The organism is Pseudomonas frigoris (genome assembly GCF_047758635.1).
Lineage (GTDB): Bacteria > Pseudomonadota > Gammaproteobacteria > Pseudomonadales > Pseudomonadaceae > Aquipseudomonas > Aquipseudomonas frigoris.
Genome location: NZ_CP180479.1, coordinates 1,772,841 through 1,791,750, shown reverse-complemented (window position 1 = coordinate 1,791,750; position 18,910 = coordinate 1,772,841). Strand labels below are relative to the sequence as shown.

The 18,910-nt window shown below is 56.0% G+C and carries 12 protein-coding genes, 1 tRNA gene, 3 rRNA genes and 1 pseudogene; 6 read left to right on the top strand and 11 right to left on the bottom strand.

Translation table 11 applies throughout. The annotated features are described in order from the left end of the window. The first annotated feature begins 108 nt into the window (after nucleotides 1-108). From flgM to ACMXYH_RS08070, 3 genes are all read left to right on the top strand, one after another. Nucleotides 109-435, top strand: coding sequence for a flagellar biosynthesis anti-sigma factor FlgM (flgM, locus tag ACMXYH_RS08080; protein WP_129437605.1), 327 nt, complete (start codon nucleotides 109-111; stop codon nucleotides 433-435). 48 nt (nucleotides 436-483) lie between these two features. Next, the gene (locus ACMXYH_RS08075; protein WP_123368748.1) at nucleotides 484-951 is read left to right on the top strand and encodes a flagella synthesis protein FlgN; all 468 of its coding nucleotides are present in this window, start codon (nucleotides 484-486) and stop codon (nucleotides 949-951) included. Nucleotides 952-1,043: 92 nt separating this feature from the next. After that, entirely contained in the window at nucleotides 1,044-1,790 is a 747-nt protein-coding gene (locus ACMXYH_RS08070; RefSeq protein ID WP_129437609.1) for a flagellar brake protein, read from the top strand. A gap of 72 nt (nucleotides 1,791-1,862) precedes the next feature. Here the strand turns inward: ACMXYH_RS08070 and ACMXYH_RS08065 are convergent, their stop codons facing one another. The 4 genes from ACMXYH_RS08065 to ACMXYH_RS08050 form a co-directional block, all read right to left on the bottom strand. Further along, complete coding sequence (locus ACMXYH_RS08065) at nucleotides 1,863-3,233, bottom strand: MFS transporter (RefSeq protein WP_415766781.1); 1,371 nt, start codon at nucleotides 3,231-3,233, stop codon at nucleotides 1,863-1,865. Nucleotides 3,234-3,304: 71 nt separating this feature from the next. Beyond that, nucleotides 3,305-4,546, bottom strand: coding sequence for a glutamine synthetase family protein (locus ACMXYH_RS08060; RefSeq protein WP_415767666.1), 1,242 nt, complete (start codon nucleotides 4,544-4,546; stop codon nucleotides 3,305-3,307). 341 nt (nucleotides 4,547-4,887) lie between these two features. After that, on the bottom strand, nucleotides 4,888-5,580 hold the full coding sequence (locus ACMXYH_RS08055) for a sensor histidine kinase (protein WP_415766780.1): 693 nt from the start codon (nucleotides 5,578-5,580) through the stop codon (nucleotides 4,888-4,890). Continuing rightward, nucleotides 5,577-7,181, bottom strand: coding sequence for a response regulator (locus ACMXYH_RS08050; protein ID WP_415766779.1), 1,605 nt, complete (start codon nucleotides 7,179-7,181; stop codon nucleotides 5,577-5,579). The genes ACMXYH_RS08055 and ACMXYH_RS08050 overlap by 4 nt, the downstream gene beginning before the upstream one ends. Before the next feature lie 206 nt (nucleotides 7,182-7,387). On the opposite strand from ACMXYH_RS08050, the pseudogene ACMXYH_RS08045 reads away from it, so the two are divergent. Next, nucleotides 7,388-10,790, top strand: a pseudogene (locus tag ACMXYH_RS08045) (chemotaxis protein CheB). A 7-nt stretch (nucleotides 10,791-10,797) separates the two neighbouring features. On the opposite strand, the gene ACMXYH_RS08040 reads toward ACMXYH_RS08045, so the two are convergent. The 5 genes from ACMXYH_RS08040 to ACMXYH_RS08020 all read right to left on the bottom strand — a co-directional run bounded on the left by ACMXYH_RS08040 (nucleotide 10,798) and on the right by ACMXYH_RS08020 (nucleotide 17,334). After that, nucleotides 10,798-11,337, bottom strand: a complete 540-nt coding sequence (locus tag ACMXYH_RS08040) for a hypothetical protein (protein ID WP_415766778.1) — start codon at nucleotides 11,335-11,337, stop codon at nucleotides 10,798-10,800. A 258-nt stretch (nucleotides 11,338-11,595) separates the two neighbouring features. Next, nucleotides 11,596-11,711 (bottom strand): 5S ribosomal RNA (gene rrf, locus ACMXYH_RS08035). A gap of 173 nt (nucleotides 11,712-11,884) precedes the next feature. Further along, nucleotides 11,885-14,776: ribosomal RNA gene (locus tag ACMXYH_RS08030) — 23S ribosomal RNA — on the bottom strand. Nucleotides 14,777-15,091: 315 nt separating this feature from the next. Next, nucleotides 15,092-16,630: ribosomal RNA gene (locus tag ACMXYH_RS08025) — 16S ribosomal RNA — on the bottom strand. The 16S, 23S and 5S rRNA genes sit together here, the layout of an rRNA operon. Before the next feature lie 627 nt (nucleotides 16,631-17,257). Beyond that, nucleotides 17,258-17,334, bottom strand: a tRNA-Arg gene (locus ACMXYH_RS08020). Between the two features lie 292 nt (nucleotides 17,335-17,626). Between ACMXYH_RS08020 and ACMXYH_RS08015 the strand changes: the two genes are divergently transcribed. Both ACMXYH_RS08015 and ACMXYH_RS08010 read left to right on the top strand, forming a co-directional pair. Further along, a complete protein-coding gene (locus ACMXYH_RS08015) occupies nucleotides 17,627-17,860 on the top strand; it encodes a hypothetical protein (protein ID WP_415766777.1) in 234 nt (77 codons plus the stop codon). Between the two features lie 22 nt (nucleotides 17,861-17,882). Then, the gene (locus ACMXYH_RS08010) at nucleotides 17,883-18,062 is read left to right on the top strand and encodes a PA3371 family protein (RefSeq protein ID WP_415766776.1); all 180 of its coding nucleotides are present in this window, start codon (nucleotides 17,883-17,885) and stop codon (nucleotides 18,060-18,062) included. Here the strand turns inward: ACMXYH_RS08010 and phnN are convergent. Together phnN and ACMXYH_RS08000 are read right to left on the bottom strand one after the other, a co-directional pair. Continuing rightward, nucleotides 18,037-18,609, bottom strand: coding sequence for a phosphonate metabolism protein/1,5-bisphosphokinase (PRPP-forming) PhnN (phnN, locus tag ACMXYH_RS08005; protein WP_415766775.1), 573 nt, complete (start codon nucleotides 18,607-18,609; stop codon nucleotides 18,037-18,039). The two genes, ACMXYH_RS08010 and phnN, sit on opposite strands and share 26 nt — an antisense overlap. Nucleotides 18,610-18,729: 120 nt before the next feature. Further along, nucleotides 18,730-18,885, bottom strand: coding sequence for a hypothetical protein (locus ACMXYH_RS08000; RefSeq protein ID WP_165353230.1), 156 nt, complete (start codon nucleotides 18,883-18,885; stop codon nucleotides 18,730-18,732). Between the last annotated feature and the right edge of the window lie 25 nt (nucleotides 18,886-18,910).

Sequence of the window (18,910 nt, the reverse complement as noted above, 5' to 3'; positions counted from 1 at the left end):
TGCAGGGCAAGCGCTGACGCGCGCAAGCTCATTGATAATTGGGCCTAAAGTTTTTCCGGGTATGGCCGAAAACATGGCAAGCGTCCAAATACCCAGAGGTTTTTTGTCATGGTCATCGATTTCAGCCGTTTAAACAGTTCCTCGTCACTTACCGGTAGTACACGTACCAGCGCAGCGAAGGAAACCGCCGAAGCCGGCAAATCCGCGCCGCTGAATACCCCGGCCGAACAGGCCAGTACCGTCAAAAGCGGGGAATCGGTACATCTCAGCAATGAGGCTCAACAGTTGCAGAAGGTCACTGACAAGCTGCGCGATCAGCCTGCCGTCGACAACGCCCGCGTGGCCGAGTTGAAAGCAGCGATTGCCGATGGCAGCTACAAAGTCGACAGCAACCGTGTAGCCAGCAAACTGCTCAACTTCGAAGCCCAGCGCTAGGCCAAGGCCTGCGCCAGGCTTTTGGACGCTTAAAACCCAAGGCCAGCCATGCACGACACTAATTTACTGCAACTGATCACCGACGATTTCGCTCCAGCACAGCACTTGCTGGAGTTACTGCAAACCGAGTCCCTCGCCTTGCATGGTCGCGACATGCCACTGCTCGAAGAGATTCTGGCGCAGAAACAGGCATTGATCATTTTGCTCGATCAGCATGGCCGCAAGCGCAGTGAAATCCTCGCCAGCCTCAACCTGCCGACCAACCGCAACGGCCTGGAGCAACTTGCCAGCCATTCGAGCATTGGCGATCAGCTGTTGGAACAAAGCGATGTATTGACCGATCTTCTGGCTCAGTGCCAGGCGGCCAACGTCAAGAATGGCCAGTCGATCCTGGTGCAACAGGCCGCGACGGCCAATCAGCTGAAAATCCTCAACGGCGGCGAGCCGCCAGCGCTCTACGATGCGCGCGGATCAACCTCCATGCTTGCGAAGCCACGCCCGCTCAGTCAGGCTTGAACCTGCTGAAAAGCGCGCACTATCAAGACGCGCAACATGCTGGCAATATGCTGGCCAGTCGTAGTCATATTTTGTCTGGAGATTGATGAACCGTGTTCAATGCCTTAAGCGCGGAAGATGCTCCGCAGCCACCCAAGGTGCTCACCACGCCGTTGGAGATCTCCGGCAACCTGCGCCAGCTGCAAGACAGCCATGATCCGCTGATCATCACGTTCCATGAGCGCAGCCAGCGCTTCCAGAGTTATCTGGTGGACATTGACCGTGACAGCAACATGATTGCCCTGGACGAAATGATTCCCCGCGATGGTGAACGCTTCCTGCTCGCCGGCGAACCGTTCAAGGTCGAAGGCTTTCACGACGGCGTGCGTATTGCCTGGGAAAGCAACGGCCCGTTGACCATCGACGAATCCGGTGGCGGTCGCTGCTACCGTGGCGCCCTGCCCGCCGAGGTGGTTTACCACCAGCGTCGCAATGCATTCCGCGCAGCATTGAAGCTGGCACAACTGGTCAACGTCGATCTGGGCGGTGAAAAGCTCAAGTCGCCGATCAGCGGCAAGCTATTGGACATCTCAGCCACCGGCTGCAAGTTGCGCTTCGAAGGCGACATCACGGACAGCCTGCAACTGGGTCAGGTCTATGACCGCTTCATCGCCGCCCTGCCCTTTGGCAACATGACGGCACCCGTCGAGCTGCGTTACCTGCACTTCGAAGAAAGGATCTCCATCACCTTCGCCGGCGTACGCTTTCACAACATGAGCGGGCTGGTACAGCGGCAGGTCGAGCGGTTCGTCTATCAGCTTCAGCGTGAAGCGCGACGCTTCGACAAAGACGACATGTAATACGACGCTTCAATAGAAAACGGGCAGTCCCTTGCGGTGACTGCCCGTTTTTTTATGCGTTGTTTTTATGCATTAAGGTCTGGCCTCGGTAAAACTTTGCTCGCGAGCTGCATCAGGGTCTTCGGGCGGCGGATCGGTTTCGGGCTCTGATTCGGGTTCCGGGTCCGGCTCAGGGTTGATCGGGTTTTGCATCTGATCCTGAACCACCTGCTCATCGACACGCGGGTCGAGGCAAGCGACCAACGGCGAACTCGACATACTGTCCGGCATGGCGACGTGATGCAGCGGTGCATCGTCGACCTGATGCAGGTTGGTCACCGCTTTCGGGCGAATCCGCCACACCAGCACCAACGCGAAGAAACTGAAGAAGGCATAGAGCATGTGGCTACCGAACAGTTTCATCAGCACCCCCGCCACCAGCGGCCCGATACTGGCGCCGACACCGTAGGTCACCAACAGCATCGCTGTCAGGGACACCCGGCGATCACCCTCGACGTGGTCGTTGGAGAATGCCACCGCCAGCGGATACAGGCAGAACATCACCAGCGAACAGCAGAACCCGGTGATGAACAAAATCTCCAGCGGTACCTGTTGCATGATTGCCAGCGGCAACGCGGTAAGCGCCAGGACCAGCGCAAAACAGCGGATCAACAGCGCCCGGTCATAACGGTCGGACAGCCAGCCCAACGGCCATTGCACCAGCAACCCCGCAAAAATGCAGCTACCCATGAACAGACCGACCTGCTCCGTGGACAATCCCTGCTGCGAGGCATACAGCGGTGCCAGACCGTAGAACGAACCGATGATCAGCCCCGCCCCCAGCACCGTGCTCAACGACTGCGGCACGCGCTTGATGAAGAACCGTGGCTCCATCGGTGCCGGGTGCAATGGCGCCGGGTGAATCCGCCGGGTCAGGGCCACCGGCACCAGACAGAGCGCGAAGCACAAGGCGACCAGCATCAGCAGCTCAAGACCCAGGCCCGGGTGCATGACCAGAATCAACTGACCCAGCACCAGCCCCAGGTACGAGGCGATCATGTAGCCGCTGAACACCGTTCCGCGCTGCGAGGCTTCGGCCTGCTCATTGAGCCAGCTTTCGATGACCATGTACTGGCACATCATGCCGAGGCCGACGATGACCCGCAGGAATATCCAGGCAGGCAACCAGTCCACCAGGCCATGGCCCAGCACCGCCGCGCCGACAATCCCGGCGCAGGCCGAATAGGCGCGAATATGCCCGACCCGGGCAATCAGCCGGTGGCCGATCTTGCCACCCAGCACCAGGCCGCAATAGTTGGCCGCCATCAACGCACCGACCCACAGGCTGTCGACGTGATCGGCGGCCAGGCGCAAGGCCAGGTAAGTACTCAACAGGCCAGAGCCGATCAACATCATCAGCGAGGCAAAATAAAGCGCTCGAAAGGGTTTCCAGATTTGGCGCATCGGCGTTCCGAGCGGCTCCTTGCAGTGAGTTTCAGGCTACCGACAAACGATAGCCTGATGTCGACGGATCGTCAGGCCTGGGCCGCTAAAACACGCCGCTCCCAGGGAGTAATTTCATCAAAGAAGCTGGTCAACTCCATGGTCTTCGAGGCGATGTAGCCTTCGATGAACTCCTTGCCAAACAGTTCCTTCGCCAATTGGCTACGTTTCAGACGCTCAAGAGCCGCATGCAAGGTACACGGCAACGAAAGATTGTCCGGCACTTCGAATTCACCCTGAATAGGCTCGCTCGGCTCCAGTTTGTGTTCAATGCCATACAACCCTGCGGCAAGACTGGCGGCGATCGCCAGGTAAGGATTTGCATCAGCCCCCGGCAAGCGGTTCTCGACCCGACGAGCGGCGGGCGAACTGGCCGGAATACGCAATCCGGCCGCACGGTTGTCGTGGGACCAGCAGGCATTATTCGGCGACGCATACGGATGGCACAAGCGCTGATACGAGTTCACGTTCGGTGCGAACAACGCGGTGAAATCCGCCATGCTGGCCTGCTGACCCGCGATGAAATGACGGAAGGTCGCGGTCGGCTCACCAGCCTTGTCGCTGAACACGTTACGCCCGCTGCCGATCTCGATGATGCTCTGGTGAATATGCATCGAACTGCCCGGCGTGTGCGCCAGCGGCTTGGCCATGCAAACCACGGTCAGGCCATGCTTGAGCGCGACTTCTTTAAGCAGATGTTTGAACAGGAGTGTCTGGTCGGCCAGCAGCAGTGGGTCGCCGTGCAGTAAGTTGATCTCGAACTGGCTGACGCCCATCTCGTGCATGAAGGTATCGCGCGGCAAGCCCAGGGCCGCCATGCATGCGTAGACTTCACTGAAGAACGGCCGCAAACCATTATTGGAACTGATACTGAACGCCGAATGACCGTCCTCGCGACGACCGTCCAGGCCCAGCGGCGGCTGGAACGGTTGAGTCGGGTCGGTATTGGGTGCGAAGACAAAAAACTCCAGCTCGGTCGCCACCACCGGCGCCAGGCCGAGGGCCGCGTAACGCGCGATCACGGCTTTGAGTTGGCCGCGGGTCGACAGAGACGAGCTTTCGCCGGTCAACTCATCCGCATCGCAAATGGCCAAGGCGCGCGGCTGCTGGCTCCACGGCAAGCGATGGATCTGTGCAGGGTCGGGCACCAGCGCCAGATCGCCATCATCGCTGCCGTAAAAGCGCGCTGGCGGGTATCCGCCCATGATGCATTGCAGCAGCACACCCCGCGCCATCTGCAAACGTCGTCCTTCGAGGAAGCCCTCGGCGGTCATTACCTTGCCGCGGGGTACGCCATTCAAATCCGGCGTAACACATTCGATCTCATCAATGCCCGTCAATCGCTCCGCGAATGAACTATGGCCATCGGTTGTCATGACGCAATCCTTTGTTGTTGTGCAAGCCGCGAACGGCGACCCGTACAAAATAGGCTCCGCCTGTTCGGAATATCAAGCACCGCACAAAAAGAAAATCATTGGCTGAACACCTCTGATTTTCGGCCACCACAATCCGGTAGGAGCTGGCGAAGCCTGCGATCTTTTGATCTTGCCTTTAGTTTAGACAGCAACGTCAAAAGATCGCAGGCTCCGCCAGCTCCTAGGGGGGGATGTGCCCGTCAGGGGAGGTAAAGGCTGAACACGCCGCCGCCCAGCGGGCCGCCATTGCTGATTTCGGTGCGTCCACCCTCGCCATTGCGTTGATGAAGTGCGGCAATCCGCCCGGCAAAATACAGGCCCAGGCCAGTGCTTCCGCTGCTGTGGTTGATGCCCTGCACGTAATCGGCCTGACGCTCGATCATTTCGGGTGGATAACCCTCGCCATCGTCGTTGACGGTCAGCACCAGTTGCCCGGCTTCATCGCTGACGCTGATCAACACCGCGTGGCGGGCGTAACGAATGGCGTTGTTGATGCTGTTGCCCAGCACCGAAGCAATCAGTTCCCGGTCGAAGAAACCCAAAGGGCTCAACGGTTCCACTTCATAGGTCGCCATGATGCCGCGACTGGCAAACACGTCCTGATGGCAGGCCAATTGCGCTTCGATGAAGTCATCCAGTTCATGGTAGGCCGGTTGCAACGGCATCTGGTTGACGCCGAGTTTGTACAGCCCCAGCAACTGCACCAGCATGCCATTGAGATGCGCGAACTCGAATTCGATCACGCCCTGCTCCGGGGTGTGCTGCTGCGGATCCGGCAAGCGCGCCAACCATTGGCTGTGGGCCTGCATCAGCATCGCCAGAGAGTTCTTCATGTCGTGCACGGTGGAGGCAATCACCGTGGAAAAATCGAGTGCCTGTTCGCTGTCGTTCATTCGCCAAACGCCTTGCTTCGCAACTTCTGATAACGGGGAAAACGCGCATCGGAGTCGGGCATCAGGCCGACCATTTTCAGGCACGTCCGACATTCCTCCAGCTCCGCCGAGGGGACACTGGTGTCGGTGCCATGCAGCAGCGACTGCGCCATGTTCAGCGCGATACTGATGTTCTTGGGTTGCAGCGCCAGGGCTTTGCGGAACACCTGCCGCGCCTCCACCAGGTTGCCGGTCTTGTACACCCGCACGCCCTGACGGTTGAGGTCGGCAGCGGCGTTGCCGGAGTTGAGAATGGTCGGATCGTCGGTCAACTTGGCGATGCCCTTCATCACCGTCGGGTCGTCGCCGTAGATTTCCGCGCAGTTTTTCAGCATCGAGGCACCGGCGCTGGCCTGGCCGAGCATCTGCAGTTGCTTGGCCACCAGCAGCGCCGCTTCGGCGCTCATGAACTGCTCCATGCCATCGAGGCGCATCATCGCCTGCTCGGTGAGCTTCTCGGCGGTCTCGGCATCGTTGAGCAGCAGGCTGGTGGCTTTCATCAACCGCGCACGAATCTGCAGACCCGGGTCGGAAGGGTTTTCCTTGGCCACCGCACTCAGCGTCGTGTTGATTTCCAGTCGAGTCCGGGTATCCAGACCTTTTTCGCTGCCTTTACTGATCAAGGCATGGGCCAGGCCAAGGTTGCTCTCCGCATCCTTGAAACGTGACTGCGCGCCCTGCGCCACGGCCTGGCGATAGGCTTTGGAGGCGGTGTCGAAATCTTCGTTGGCCATCGCCAACTTGCCCAACTGCGCTTGCCGGCGCACCGCCAGCGGCGACAAACGGATGGCCTCTTCCAGCACACTCTGGGCCGCCTTGGTGTCGCCTTCGGCGACCAGCACATCGGCCATGCCGTCGTAGAGCGCCGGCATCATCGGGAACACTTTCAGGGCTTTTTCATACACGCCTTTGGCCTGAGCGACCTGGCCACGCTTGAACAGCAATTTGCCCAGACCGGCAAACGCCCACGGCAACGGTCGATCAGCAATGATGCTGTCGTAGAGACGCTCCAGCGCCTCGTTCTGATTCAGGTCGCGCAAGGCATCGGCGCGGTAGCGCAGGCACAACGGCGAGTAGCGGATGTCTTGCTTGCACAGGGCGATGCAGGCATTGAGCACTTCAACCGGTTTGCCCCGGTCAAGGGCCTGCAGAATCGGCTTGAGCAAGGTCTTGCGCTGCTCCAGCCGCTCCAGCCGTTGAGCCAGGCCGGAACGGTTGAACGGTTTGGTCAGGTACGCATCGGGTTCGTGTTCCAACGCACTGAGCACCATTGCTTGACTGGTCTCGGCGGTGACCATGACGAACACGGCCTCATGGCTGATCAGCTTCTCGATCATCAGGTCTTCAAGCACCTGCTGACCGTTCTTCTTGCCGTCGCCCAGGTGAAAGTCCTGCAGGATGAAATCGTAGGCCTTCTGCGAACACATACGCAGCGCCTGTTCACCGGAGTCGGCGGTGTCGACATCCTTGACGCCCAGTTCGCGCAGCATGGACCTGACGGAACTGCGGAAATCCGAGAAATCATCGACGATCAAAAAACGCTTTTGGTGATACGACAGCATCGAAGATTTCCAGGCAATTTTAAGAAGAAGACCATGAGTGTTCGGGTTATCGGCCAGTAGTGGCGTTCCCTTAATGAAGTCATGCCGCTCAGTACGCGCTTAATATTTGAAGGTGTTATTGAAAATCGGGATTATCCTGATTTATTAAGGCGCACCCACACCCCACTTGAGTTCGAGGCGTTTCCCCCTCGCCAAAGGCAAGCGTTATGACCACCACTCCCAAGCACTCGGCCCCTGCTCCCGAGCGAAAGGCCCTGAGCCCCAGCACCCTGGATTTTCCGGTGGTGGGCATCGGTGTGTCGGCGGGCGGGCTGCAAGCGATCAAACTGTTCTTTGAAAACATGCCTCAAGACAATGGCATGGCGTTCGTGATCATTCTCCATCTGTCGCCCGACCACCAGAGCATCGCTGACAAGATCATCCAGGAGTCGACCAAGATGCCGGTTCTGCAGGTGACCGAAACGGTGGCCATCGAGAAAAACCGGGTGTACGTCATTTCACCGGCGCAACGGCTGGCAATGAACGATGGCTTTCTGGAGGTCAGCACCACAGACCCGCGCGAAGGTCGCCACGCGTCCATCGATCTGTTCTTCCGTGACCTGGCCGATGTGCACCGCGAGCGCGCCTTCTGTCTGGTGTTGTCGGGCACCGGTTCGGACGGCGCGGTTGGCTTGTCACGGATCAAGGAACAAGGTGGCATTACCCTGGCCCAGGCACCGGAAGATGCCAAATTCGATGGCATGCCTTGCGCCGCCATCGAAACCCGCATGGTTGACCTGGTGCTGCCCGTGGTGGAAATGCCGCAAAAGCTTCTGGAGCTTTGGCGCAACTCCATAGAAATCTGTTTGCCCACCGCCAACGATCCAGAACTGCAAACCATTTTGCTGCGGTGTCCGAGCGTGACGCGGCACTTGCCGAACACGTGCTGCGCGACGTCCTGATTCAGTTGCGCACCGGCACCGGCCATGACTTCAAACACTACAAACGCGCCACCGTGTTGCGCCGGATCGAACGCCGGATGCAGGTGACCCGCCAGCCGGACCTGAGCGCCTATTACCAGTATCTGCAAGCCAACCCCGAAGAAACCAAGGCGTTGCTGGGCGACATGTTGATCGGCGTGACCAACTTCTTCCGTGACAGGGAGGCTTTCGAAGCCCTCGAGCGGGATGTCGTGCCGCAATTGGTCAGCGCTGTCGTGTCCGCGCAACCCGAGAAAGAAGAAATCCGCGTCTGGTCCACGATCATCACCGATGTGCCACCCTCGCGGCTGCGCCACTACTTCATCAAAGCACTGCGCCGCGCAAACTGTCATTCGGCGATATCCATCAACGCGCCCTCGAACAGTCCGCACCACCGAGCGTGATCGTCGACGCCAACGCCGATATTCTGCACATGAGCGAGAGTGCCGGGCGTTTCTTGCGCCATGTCGGCGGAATTGTCGCGCAACTTGCTGACGCTGATTCTTCCGGAACGGCGCAAGCGTGATGAGCGCAGTTGCCTGATCGATCTGGTCGCGCATCCCTACAAGGATGAAAAATCGGACGGCGAATACGTTCTGGTGATTTTCGAAGAAGTCGAGGTCGACCCTTCCGAACGAGCGGCCACCACCGTGCTACAGACGGAAAGCCAGTTGCTGTCCAACCTTGAGCGCGAAAGAACTAGAGACCAGCAAGGAAGAGCTGCTGACGGTCAACTACGAGCTGAAAACCAAGGTCGAAGAAACCGACAGGATCAACGACTACCTGACCAACCTGATCGCCTCCACCGACATCGCCACGGTGTTTGTCGATCGCAGCATGCGCATCAAGTGGTTCACCCCGCGCGCCACTGACATCTTCAGCATGTTGCCGGTGGATACCGGGCGCTCCTTGCTCGACATTACCCATCGCCTGCATTACGAGAACCTGGTCGCAGACGCGTCGCAAGTGTTCGAATCGCTGAACATGATCGAACGCGAAGTCAGCAGCACCGACAACCGCTGGTACATCGCCCGCCTGCTGCCCTATCGCTCCAGCGAAGACCACATCGACGGCACCGTGCTGACGTTCATCGACATCACCAAACGTCGAGCGGCTGAAGAAGAGCTGCGACTAGGCGAAGAACGCATGCGCCTGGTCGCCGAAAGCACTCGCGACTACGCCATCATCACTCTCGATGAGCAGGGCGTGATCACCACCTGGAACAAAGGTGCCGAATTGATCTTCAGCTACAGCAAGGCCGACGCCGAGGGCGCCTATTACGACTTCATTTTCTCGGCTGAAGATCGCGCATCCGGCGTACCTGAAAACGAACTGCTGGCGGTGCGCACCCATGGTCGCAGCGAAGATGAGCGCTGGCATCTGCGCAAGGACGGCAGCCGCTTCTTTTGCAGCGGCGAGGTGACCCTGCTCAGCGGCGATAACCTTCAGGGCTACGTGAAAATTGCCCGGGACCTGACCGGCCATAAGCGCCAGCATGAAGAGCAGAGCCAACAACTGGCCGAAACGCGCAACACCAATTACCTCAAGGACGAATTCTTCGCGGTCATGTCCCACGAACTCAAGCATCCGTTGAACCTGATTCAGCTCAATGCAGAACTGCTGCGTCGCTTGCCGGTGACCAAGTCGGTGGAGCCGGCCGCCAAGGCCGTCAACACCATCTGCGACGCCGTCAACAGCCAGGCACGGATCATCGATGATCTGCTGGATGTTGCCCGGGGGCGCACCGGCAAACTCAAACTGAAACCAATCGCCGTGGATCTGGCCGGTGTGTTGCGCGACATTCACGCCGTCGTGCTCAACGACCGACACGACGCCATCGTCGAACTGCACGTGCCTTCAGGCGCCTGATGGTCCATGCCGACCCGACGCGCCTGGAACAAATTATCTGGAACCTGGTGAACAACGCACTGAAGTTCACGCCCTCCAACGGCCACGTGCAATTGATCGCCAGCCAGGTTGGAAACATGGCCCGGCTGGACGTCAAAGACAACGGTGCAGGCATCGCACCCGAGAATCTCGATCACGTGTTCGACCTGTTCGGCCAGGCTGAAAAGCAGCACGTCAGCCACAACCGTGAAGGCCTGGGAATCGGCTTGTCACTGGTCCGCCAGTTGACCGAGGCCCAACGGGGAACGGTTGAGGTGAACTCTGCCGGGGTGGGAACAGGTTGTACCTTCACGATTTACCTGCCCCTGGCCCACACCAAAGATGAACCGCAATCCCCGACTCAGGTCGAAGAATCCTCTGGCAGGCTGAGTGGTTTGACGATCCTGCTGGTCGACGACTCCGCCGATGTGCTGGAAACCTTGAAAATGCTGCTGGAAATGGAAGACGCGCAAGTGATTGCATTCGATCGACCGGTGGCGGCTTTGGACGCGGCAAAAGCACCCGTTTCGACCTGATCATTTCTGACGTGGGCATGCCGGTCATGAACGGCCACGAGCTGATAAACGCATTGCGTCAGTTGCCGCTCGTCAAAGATGTGCCGGCCATTGCGCTGACCGGCTATGGCGCCCACAGCGACATTCAAAAGTCACAGCAATCGGGCTTTGACCAGCACATTGGAAAACCGCTGTCCTACGATGAGCTGATCGAAACCATTGAGGCTCTGCGACGCTCCCAGACCTGAGACAGAGTCAGCGCAGGTAGGCGCGTTGTACGCAGGCTCGTCGATCGATGGCCTGCCTGAGTCGATCCTTGTGATCAGCCCAGACCCTGGGGTCGACTTTGGTTGAGCGCATCAGCACCAGCATGGCTGCCTTGGCAGCCAAGTACTCCACCCAGGCATCGTCAGACCTGAGCTTCAACGACTCGCGCTCGGTCATTTCCATCCGCCGCAGCGCCAGTACCGACTCATCGGTGATCACCGGACTCAAGGTCAGCTGCACCCGGTGCGGCGAGACGAATTCCTGCGTGTCCGCCACAACTTCCCTCGCCCGCTGCGCCCCCCACTTCAACGCCACACAGTAATGCTCACCCGCGTAGCGGTCATGAAACTCCTCGCAAATCGCCCAGCCATCGGTGTCGTAGACGCCTATAAATACCTGGGTAACCCCCTCATGACTGACCCGTGCCTGCACCTCGATGTGCACGCCATTGCTGAGTACCTCTTCATGCGTATGGAGGGGTAACCGCGTGTTGGTCCACAACCAGAATTTTGTGCCTCTACGCCGCATCGACGTGGCTCCATGAGTTGTGTCTGGAGTAAGGCACAGCAATGACGGACTTTCCATGTAGATCGTCGGGTGATTACGCGTAAAAAAGCCCGCAGGACAGACAATGTCTGGCGGGGCTATTTCATGCCTCAAACGATTTTCGATGTCGCACTCCTGAGACTGTGACAGCCGGGAGCCGTCCGGTAATGCTGTGCGAACTTTCCTGCGGACAAAACAAAACCCCTACCTGCATACGCAGATAGGGGTTTCGGAATTTAATCTTGACGATGACCTACTCTCACATGGGGAAACCCCACACTACCATCGGCGATGCATCGTTTCACTGCTGAGTTCGGGATGGGATCAGGTGGTTCCAATGCTCTATGGTCGTCAAGAAATTCGGTAGCCAGGTCGTGGGCCTTTGCAGGTTCACGCTCCAGCGAATGGGTATGCGATAGTTGGGTGTTTTGTGAGTATCTCGAACTTTCGGTTCGTTTCGTCTTCACACACCGCAATCTGGTGCTCTTTCGCTTTTTAGCTCGAAGCATGCAAATTGCTTGGGTGTTATATGGTCAAGCCTCACGGGCAATTAGTATTGGTTAGCTCAACGCCTCACAGCGCTTACACACCCAACCTATCAACGTCGTAGTCTTCGACGGCCCTTCAGGGGACTCAAGGTCCCAGTGAGATCTCATCTTGAGGCTAGTTTCCCGCTTAGATGCTTTCAGCGGTTATCTATTCCGAACATAGCTACCCGGCAATGCCACTGGCGTGACAACCGGAACACCAGAGGTTCGTCCACTCCGGTCCTCTCGTACTAGGAGCAGCCCCTCTCAAATCTCAAACGTCCACGGCAGATAGGGACCGAACTGTCTCACGACGTTCTAAACCCAGCTCGCGTACCACTTTAAATGGCGAACAGCCATACCCTTGGGACCGGCTTCAGCCCCAGGATGTGATGAGCCGACATCGAGGTGCCAAACACCGCCGTCGATATGAACTCTTGGGCGGTATCAGCCTGTTATCCCCGGAGTACCTTTTATCCGTTGAGCGATGGCCCTTCCATACAGAACCACCGGATCACTAAGACCTACTTTCGTACCTGCTCGACGTGTCTGTCTCGCAGTCAAGCGCGCTTTTGCCTTTATACTCTACGACCGATTTCCGACCGGTCTGAGCGCACCTTCGTACTCCTCCGTTACTCTTTAGGAGGAGACCGCCCCAGTCAAACTACCCACCATACACTGTCCTCGATCCGGATAACGGACCTGAGTTAGAACCTCAAAGTTGCCAGGGTGGTATTTCAAGGTTGGCTCCACGCGAACTGGCGTCCACGCTTCAAAGCCTCCCACCTATCCTACACAAGCAAATTCAAAGTCCAGTGCAAAGCTATAGTAAAGGTTCACGGGGTCTTTCCGTCTAGCCGCGGATACACTGCATCTTCACAGCGATTTCAATTTCACTGAGTCTCGGGTGGAGACAGCGCCGCCATCGTTACGCCATTCGTGCAGGTCGGAACTTACCCGACAAGGAATTTCGCTACCTTAGGACCGTTATAGTTACGGCCGCCGTTTACCGGGGCTTCGATCAAGAGCTTCGCGTTAGCTAACCCCATCAATTAACCTTCCGGCACCGGGCAGGCGTCACACCCTATACGTCCACTTTCGTGTTTGCAGAGTGCTGTGTTTTTAATAAACAGTCGCAGCGGCCTGGTATCTTCGACCGGCATGGGCTTACGCAGTAAATGCTTCACCCTCACCGGCGCACCTTCTCCCGAAGTTACGGTGCCATTTTGCCTAGTTCCTTCACCCGAGTTCTCTCAAGCGCCTTGGTATTCTCTACCCAACCACCTGTGTCGGTTTGGGGTACGGTTCCTGGTTACCTGAAGCTTAGAAGCTTTTCTTGGAAGCATGGCATCAACCACTTCGTCACCCAAAGGGTAACTCGTCATCAGCTCTCGGCCTTAGAATCCCGGATTTACCTAAGATTCCAGCCTACCACCTTAAACTTGGACAACCAACGCCAAGCTGGCCTAGCCTTCTCCGTCCCTCCATCGCAATAACCAGAAGTACAGGAATATTAACCTGTTTTCCATCGACTACGCTTTTCAGCCTCGCCTTAGGGACCGACTAACCCTGCGTCGATTAACGTTGCGCAGGAAACCTTGGTCTTTCGGCGTGGGTGTTTTTCACACCCATTGTCGTTACTCATGTCAGCATTCGCACTTCTGATACCTCCAGCAAGCTTCTCAACTCACCTTCACAGGCTTACAGAACGCTCCTCTACCGCATCACCTAAGTGATACCCGTAGCTTCGGTGTATGGTTTGAGCCCCGTTACATCTTCCGCGCAGGCCGACTCGACTAGTGAGCTATTACGCTTTCTTTAAAGGGTGGCTGCTTCTAAGCCAACCTCCTAGCTGTCTAAGCCTTCCCACATCGTTTCCCACTTAACCATAACTTTGGGACCTTAGCTGACGGTCTGGGTTGTTTCCCTTTTCACGACGGACGTTAGCACCCGCCGTGTGTCTCCCATGCTCGGCACTTGTAGGTATTCGGAGTTTGCATCGGTTTGGTAAGTCGGGATGACCCCCTAGCCGAAACAGTGCTCTACCCCCTACAGTGATACATGAGGCGCTACCTAAATAGCTTTCGAGGAGAACCAGCTATCTCCGAGCTTGATTAGCCTTTCACTCCGATCCACAGGTCATCCGCTAACTTTTCAACGGTAGTCGGTTCGGTCCTCCAGTTAGTGTTACCCAACCTTCAACCTGCCCATGGATAGATCGCCCGGTTTCGGGTCTATTCCCAGCGACTAGACGCCCTATTAAGACTCGCTTTCGCTACGCCTCCCCTATTCGGTTAAGCTCGCCACTGAAAATAAGTCGCTGACCCATTATACAAAAGGTACGCAGTCACCCAACAAAGTGGGCTCCCACTGCTTGTACGCATACGGTTTCAGGATCTATTTCACTCCCCTCTCCGGGGTTCTTTTCGCCTTTCCCTCACGGTACTAGTTCACTATCGGTCAGTCAGTAGTATTTAGCCTTGGAGGATGGTCCCCCCATATTCAGACAAAGTTTCTCGTGCTCCGTCCTACTCGATTTCATGACCAAGAGATTTTCGCGTACAGGGCTATCACCCACTATGGCCGCACTTTCCAGAGCGTTCCGCTAATCTCAAAGCCACTTAAGGGCTAGTCCCCGTTCGCTCGCCACTACTAAGGGAATCTCGGTTGATTTCTTTTCCTCAGGGTACTTAGATGTTTCAGTTCCCCTGGTTCGCCTCTTAAGCCTATGTATTCAGCTTAAGATAACCATCTTATGATGGCTGGGTTCCCCCATTCAGACATCTCCGGATCAAAGTCTGTTTGCCGACTCCCCGAAGCTTTTCGCAGGCTACCACGTCTTTCATCGCCTCTGACTGCCAAGGCATCCACCGTATGCGCTTCTTCACTTGACCATATAACCCCAAGCAATCTGGTTATACTGTGAAGACGACATTCGCCGAAAATTCGATTCTTGCTCATAAAGAGCAACTCACAAATTTTACCTTAGCCTGATCCGTTACCAGTGAAAGTAACGTCCAGTCTATCTTTCTATCACATACCCAAATTTTTAAAGAACGATCTAATCAAAGACTAGAAATCAATATTCATTTTCGAATACTCATTTCTAAACTCTAACGACACAAGCCACCTTAGAGGCTGGCTTATCGTCTTCTTCAATGAATCAAGCAATTCGTGTGGGAACTTATGGAGCAGCTGATGTCGTCGATTAAGGAGGTGATCCAGCCGCAGGTTCCCCTACGGCTACCTTGTTACGACTTCACCCCAGTCATGAATCACACCGTGGTAACCGTCCTCCCGAAGGTTAGACTAGCTACTTCTGGTGCAACCCACTCCCATGGTGTGACGGGCGGTGTGTACAAGGCCCGGGAACGTATTCACCGCGACATTCTGATTCGCGATTACTAGCGATTCCGACTTCACGCAGTCGAGTTGCAGACTGCGATCCGGACTACGATCGGTTTTCTGGGATTAGCTCCACCTCGCGGCTTGGCAACCCTCTGTACCGACCATTGTAGCACGTGTGTAGCCCAGGCCGTAAGGGCCATGATGACTTGACGTCATCCCCACCTTCCTCCGGTTTGTCACCGGCAGTCTCCTTAGAGTGCCCACCATTACGTGCTGGTAACTAAGGACAAGGGTTGCGCTCGTTACGGGACTTAACCCAACATCTCACGACACGAGCTGACGACAGCCATGCAGCACCTGTCTCAATGTTCCCGAAGGCACCAATCCATCTCTGGAAAGTTCATTGGATGTCAAGGCCTGGTAAGGTTCTTCGCGTTGCTTCGAATTAAACCACATGCTCCACCGCTTGTGCGGGCCCCCGTCAATTCATTTGAGTTTTAACCTTGCGGCCGTACTCCCCAGGCGGTCAACTTAATGCGTTAGCTGCGCCACTAAGAGCTCAAGGCTCCCAACGGCTAGTTGACATCGTTTACGGCGTGGACTACCAGGGTATCTAATCCTGTTTGCTCCCCACGCTTTCGCACCTCAGTGTCAGTATCAGTCCAGGTGGTCGCCTTCGCCACTGGTGTTCCTTCCTATATCTACGCATTTCACCGCTACACAGGAAATTCCACCACCCTCTACCATACTCTAGCTTGTCAGTTTTGAATGCAGTTCCCAGGTTGAGCCCGGGGATTTCACATCCAACTTAACAAACCACCTACGCGCGCTTTACGCCCAGTAATTCCGATTAACGCTTGCACCCTCTGTATTACCGCGGCTGCTGGCACAGAGTTAGCCGGTGCTTATTCTGTCGGTAACGTCAAAACACTTACGTATTAGGTAAATGCCCTTCCTCCCAACTTAAAGTGCTTTACAATCCGAAGACCTTCTTCACACACGCGGCATGGCTGGATCAGGCTTTCGCCCATTGTCCAATATTCCCCACTGCTGCCTCCCGTAGGAGTCTGGACCGTGTCTCAGTTCCAGTGTGACTGATCATCCTCTCAGACCAGTTACGGATCGTCGCCTTGGTGAGCCATTACCTCACCAACTAGCTAATCCGACCTAGGCTCATCTGATAGCGCAAGGCCCGAAGGTCCCCTGCTTTCTCCCGTAGGACGTATGCGGTATTAGCGTCCGTTTCCGAGCGTTATCCCCCACTACCAGGCAGATTCCTAGGCATTACTCACCCGTCCGCCGCTCGCCACCAGGTACAAGTACCCGTGCTGCCGCTCGACTTGCATGTGTTAGGCCTGCCGCCAGCGTTCAATCTGAGCCATGATCAAACTCTTCAGTTCAAACATCTTTGGGTTTTTAAGAAACCCTAAACTTGGCTCAGCAATCGTTGGTTACATCTTTGATTTCTCGCGGAGTAACTTGTGATGCTGATAATCTTGTTGACTATCAGTCTGACTCCACAAGCACCCACACGAATTGCTTGATTCAGTTGTTAAAGAGCGGTTGGTTAAGATCTTTCGTCTCAACCGAGGCGCGCATTCTACAGCAAACGCCCTCAAGTAGCACCCTTAAAAGCTCCTAATTTTATTAATAAAATCAATCACTTAGGCCTGAAACAACATCAAGCTGCTCGTTAGCGGGAGGCAAATAGTACAGGATTAAAATACGTGGTCAACCCCCATCTAAAAATTCTTTTTCTTACCAAAGAGCCTAGGCCGAATTCAGCCCTTGGCGAGCGCCAGTTTTGGGTCAACAGCACTGCCCTCTGACAGACGCAATTGTGGCCAGAGCGAACTTATCAGCGTATCCATACCTTTCCTTAATATGAAGGAACGGTTATGAAAAAGCCCCGCCAGAGAGTTATCTGAGCGGGGCTTTTTTATGCCTGAAGCAATCCGCCTGCACCCACCCAGCACCCATGAGGGTTTATCGGAGGGGTCATGAATTTCTAGAGGCCTTGAGTTATATGGTGTCCCAGGGCAGGTTCGAACTGCCAACCTTCCCCTTAGGAGGGGGATGCTCTATCCAATTGAGCTACTGAGACACAGATCGACCACAAAGAAACACGGTGCGATAGACGGCGTGCATGTTAACGGGCAGGCCCGCTTTTGTCATGTCGTCCGTTGGGCTTTTTAAGTGTAGGCAGACGCCTCGCAGGAGCGCGGCTTTGTTTACCGTGCAAATTGCATCACCGCAAAAAGCCATCATTGCAAAATGCAATGCGAGCACTTCGGAAAAATATCTTAATTCATTGTTTTTAAAGGATTTAATTATCGTTAGACTCTTGGCATGCGGGCTGCTTTAGCTGTTCTCGAAGAACAACGGAGGCAAGCCTCATGAACAGCGCCCTTTTACTCTCGATCGCGATCGCTCTAGTGATTCTGTTGGGCTTTCATTTTGTCCCCGAGAGCGGTGTTGAGCCGGTTGCTCAACGCATGCCTCATTACCTTCAGGTGCAAAGAGCACCTCAACTGGCGGTAATGAGCGATCAGCGCAGCTTTGTCAGGCAAGAGGTGAGCCAAGAAGGCATTCTGCTGCCAGCTCAGTCTTCAGAACGTTTGGTATTTTGAATCACCCCATCAGGAGCACCGCATGTCCAAATCAGCCGCAGGGTTTTTCATCCTCGCCTTACTGAGCGGCATTCTTCATCTGTCAGTGGTCCAGGATACGATCCTTACCCTGCCTTTGATCGCCAGCGGCGTGTTCGGTGCGCTGTTTGTGCTGGCGCTGATTGCCGGGCGCAAGATCAAGTTCGATCCGGTACTGCGTTAATCCTCAACAGGTCCAGCAAATTGGCAACTGTGGTGGACAGTTCACCTGAATTGTCGAGTCGATGGATCCGCGTGTCTCCGTTTGAACCCTCTGCCGTGAATAACCCATTGCGATGCAGCCTCGCTTCAATCTCAGCAAAACTTTCGCGACCACGGCGCAGCAGGCGCTCTCGCAGGACTTCATCCTTGACCGTCAATAGAACCGGCAATAGCGTTGGATACCGGTGCAGCGCCTGAGCCAGATGGCCGCGAGAGCCGTTGAGCAAGACATGCCGACCGTCATTGAGCCATTGATCTATTTCGATCGGAATACCGTAATCCAGGCCATTGGCGTTCCAGCACAGCGCGAAATCGCCCTCGACTCTGTGTTGCTCGAACTCTTCCCGGGAAACGCCAATCGCATCTTCGCCCACTGATTCGGCCGAACGCGTGATGACCCGACGCACCACTTCACAATTGAGCGTCTGCAACGGCTCTCGAGCGGCTTCGATGAGGCTGTCCTTGCCGGACCCAGAAGGCCCCATCAAGTAAATCAGCCTGCCATCCATCCTGAAATCACCTCCCACTGCACGTCTTCCCCTAGTAAATCGGCCAATTGCCACTATCCTGTACAAGTAAGGAACACCGATCGAATCTGCACAGCATGCGCCTTCAGGCGTCCCAGGACATCACCTGTCGGGCAAGGGGAGGCGGTCAGTAATACGGACCAGCGCAAACTTTTCAAACCAGTCCGCATTTCTGATAATTGGTGCTGGCATAACGCCTTTATCCAGTTCAATATTTGTCACAGAATTGACGCCAACGAACTGGCTACTTTGAGGCATGATGCGAGCCTTTATCAATTCAGGT

Coding starts and splice junctions, on each gene's coding strand:
- ACMXYH_RS08000 (WP_165353230.1), bottom strand. CDS start 18,885: ATGCCTCAAAGTAGCCAGTTCGTTGGCGTCAATTCTGTGACAAATATT.
- ACMXYH_RS08075 (WP_123368748.1), top strand. CDS start 484: ATGCACGACACTAATTTACTGCAACTGATCACCGACGATTTCGCTCCA.
- ACMXYH_RS08060 (WP_415767666.1), bottom strand. CDS start 4,546: ATGACCGCCGAGGGCTTCCTCGAAGGACGACGTTTGCAGATGGCGCGG.
- ACMXYH_RS08010 (WP_415766776.1), top strand. CDS start 17,883: ATGTCCAAATCAGCCGCAGGGTTTTTCATCCTCGCCTTACTGAGCGGC.
- ACMXYH_RS08055 (WP_415766780.1), bottom strand. CDS start 5,580: ATGAACGACAGCGAACAGGCACTCGATTTTTCCACGGTGATTGCCTCC.
- ACMXYH_RS08040 (WP_415766778.1), bottom strand. CDS start 11,337: ATGCGGCGTAGAGGCACAAAATTCTGGTTGTGGACCAACACGCGGTTA.
- ACMXYH_RS08065 (WP_415766781.1), bottom strand. CDS start 3,233: ATGCGCCAAATCTGGAAACCCTTTCGAGCGCTTTATTTTGCCTCGCTG.
- flgM (WP_129437605.1), top strand. CDS start 109: ATGGTCATCGATTTCAGCCGTTTAAACAGTTCCTCGTCACTTACCGGT.
- phnN (WP_415766775.1), bottom strand. CDS start 18,609: ATGGATGGCAGGCTGATTTACTTGATGGGGCCTTCTGGGTCCGGCAAG.
- ACMXYH_RS08050 (WP_415766779.1), bottom strand. CDS start 7,181: ATGCTGTCGTATCACCAAAAGCGTTTTTTGATCGTCGATGATTTCTCG.
- ACMXYH_RS08015 (WP_415766777.1), top strand. CDS start 17,627: ATGAACAGCGCCCTTTTACTCTCGATCGCGATCGCTCTAGTGATTCTG.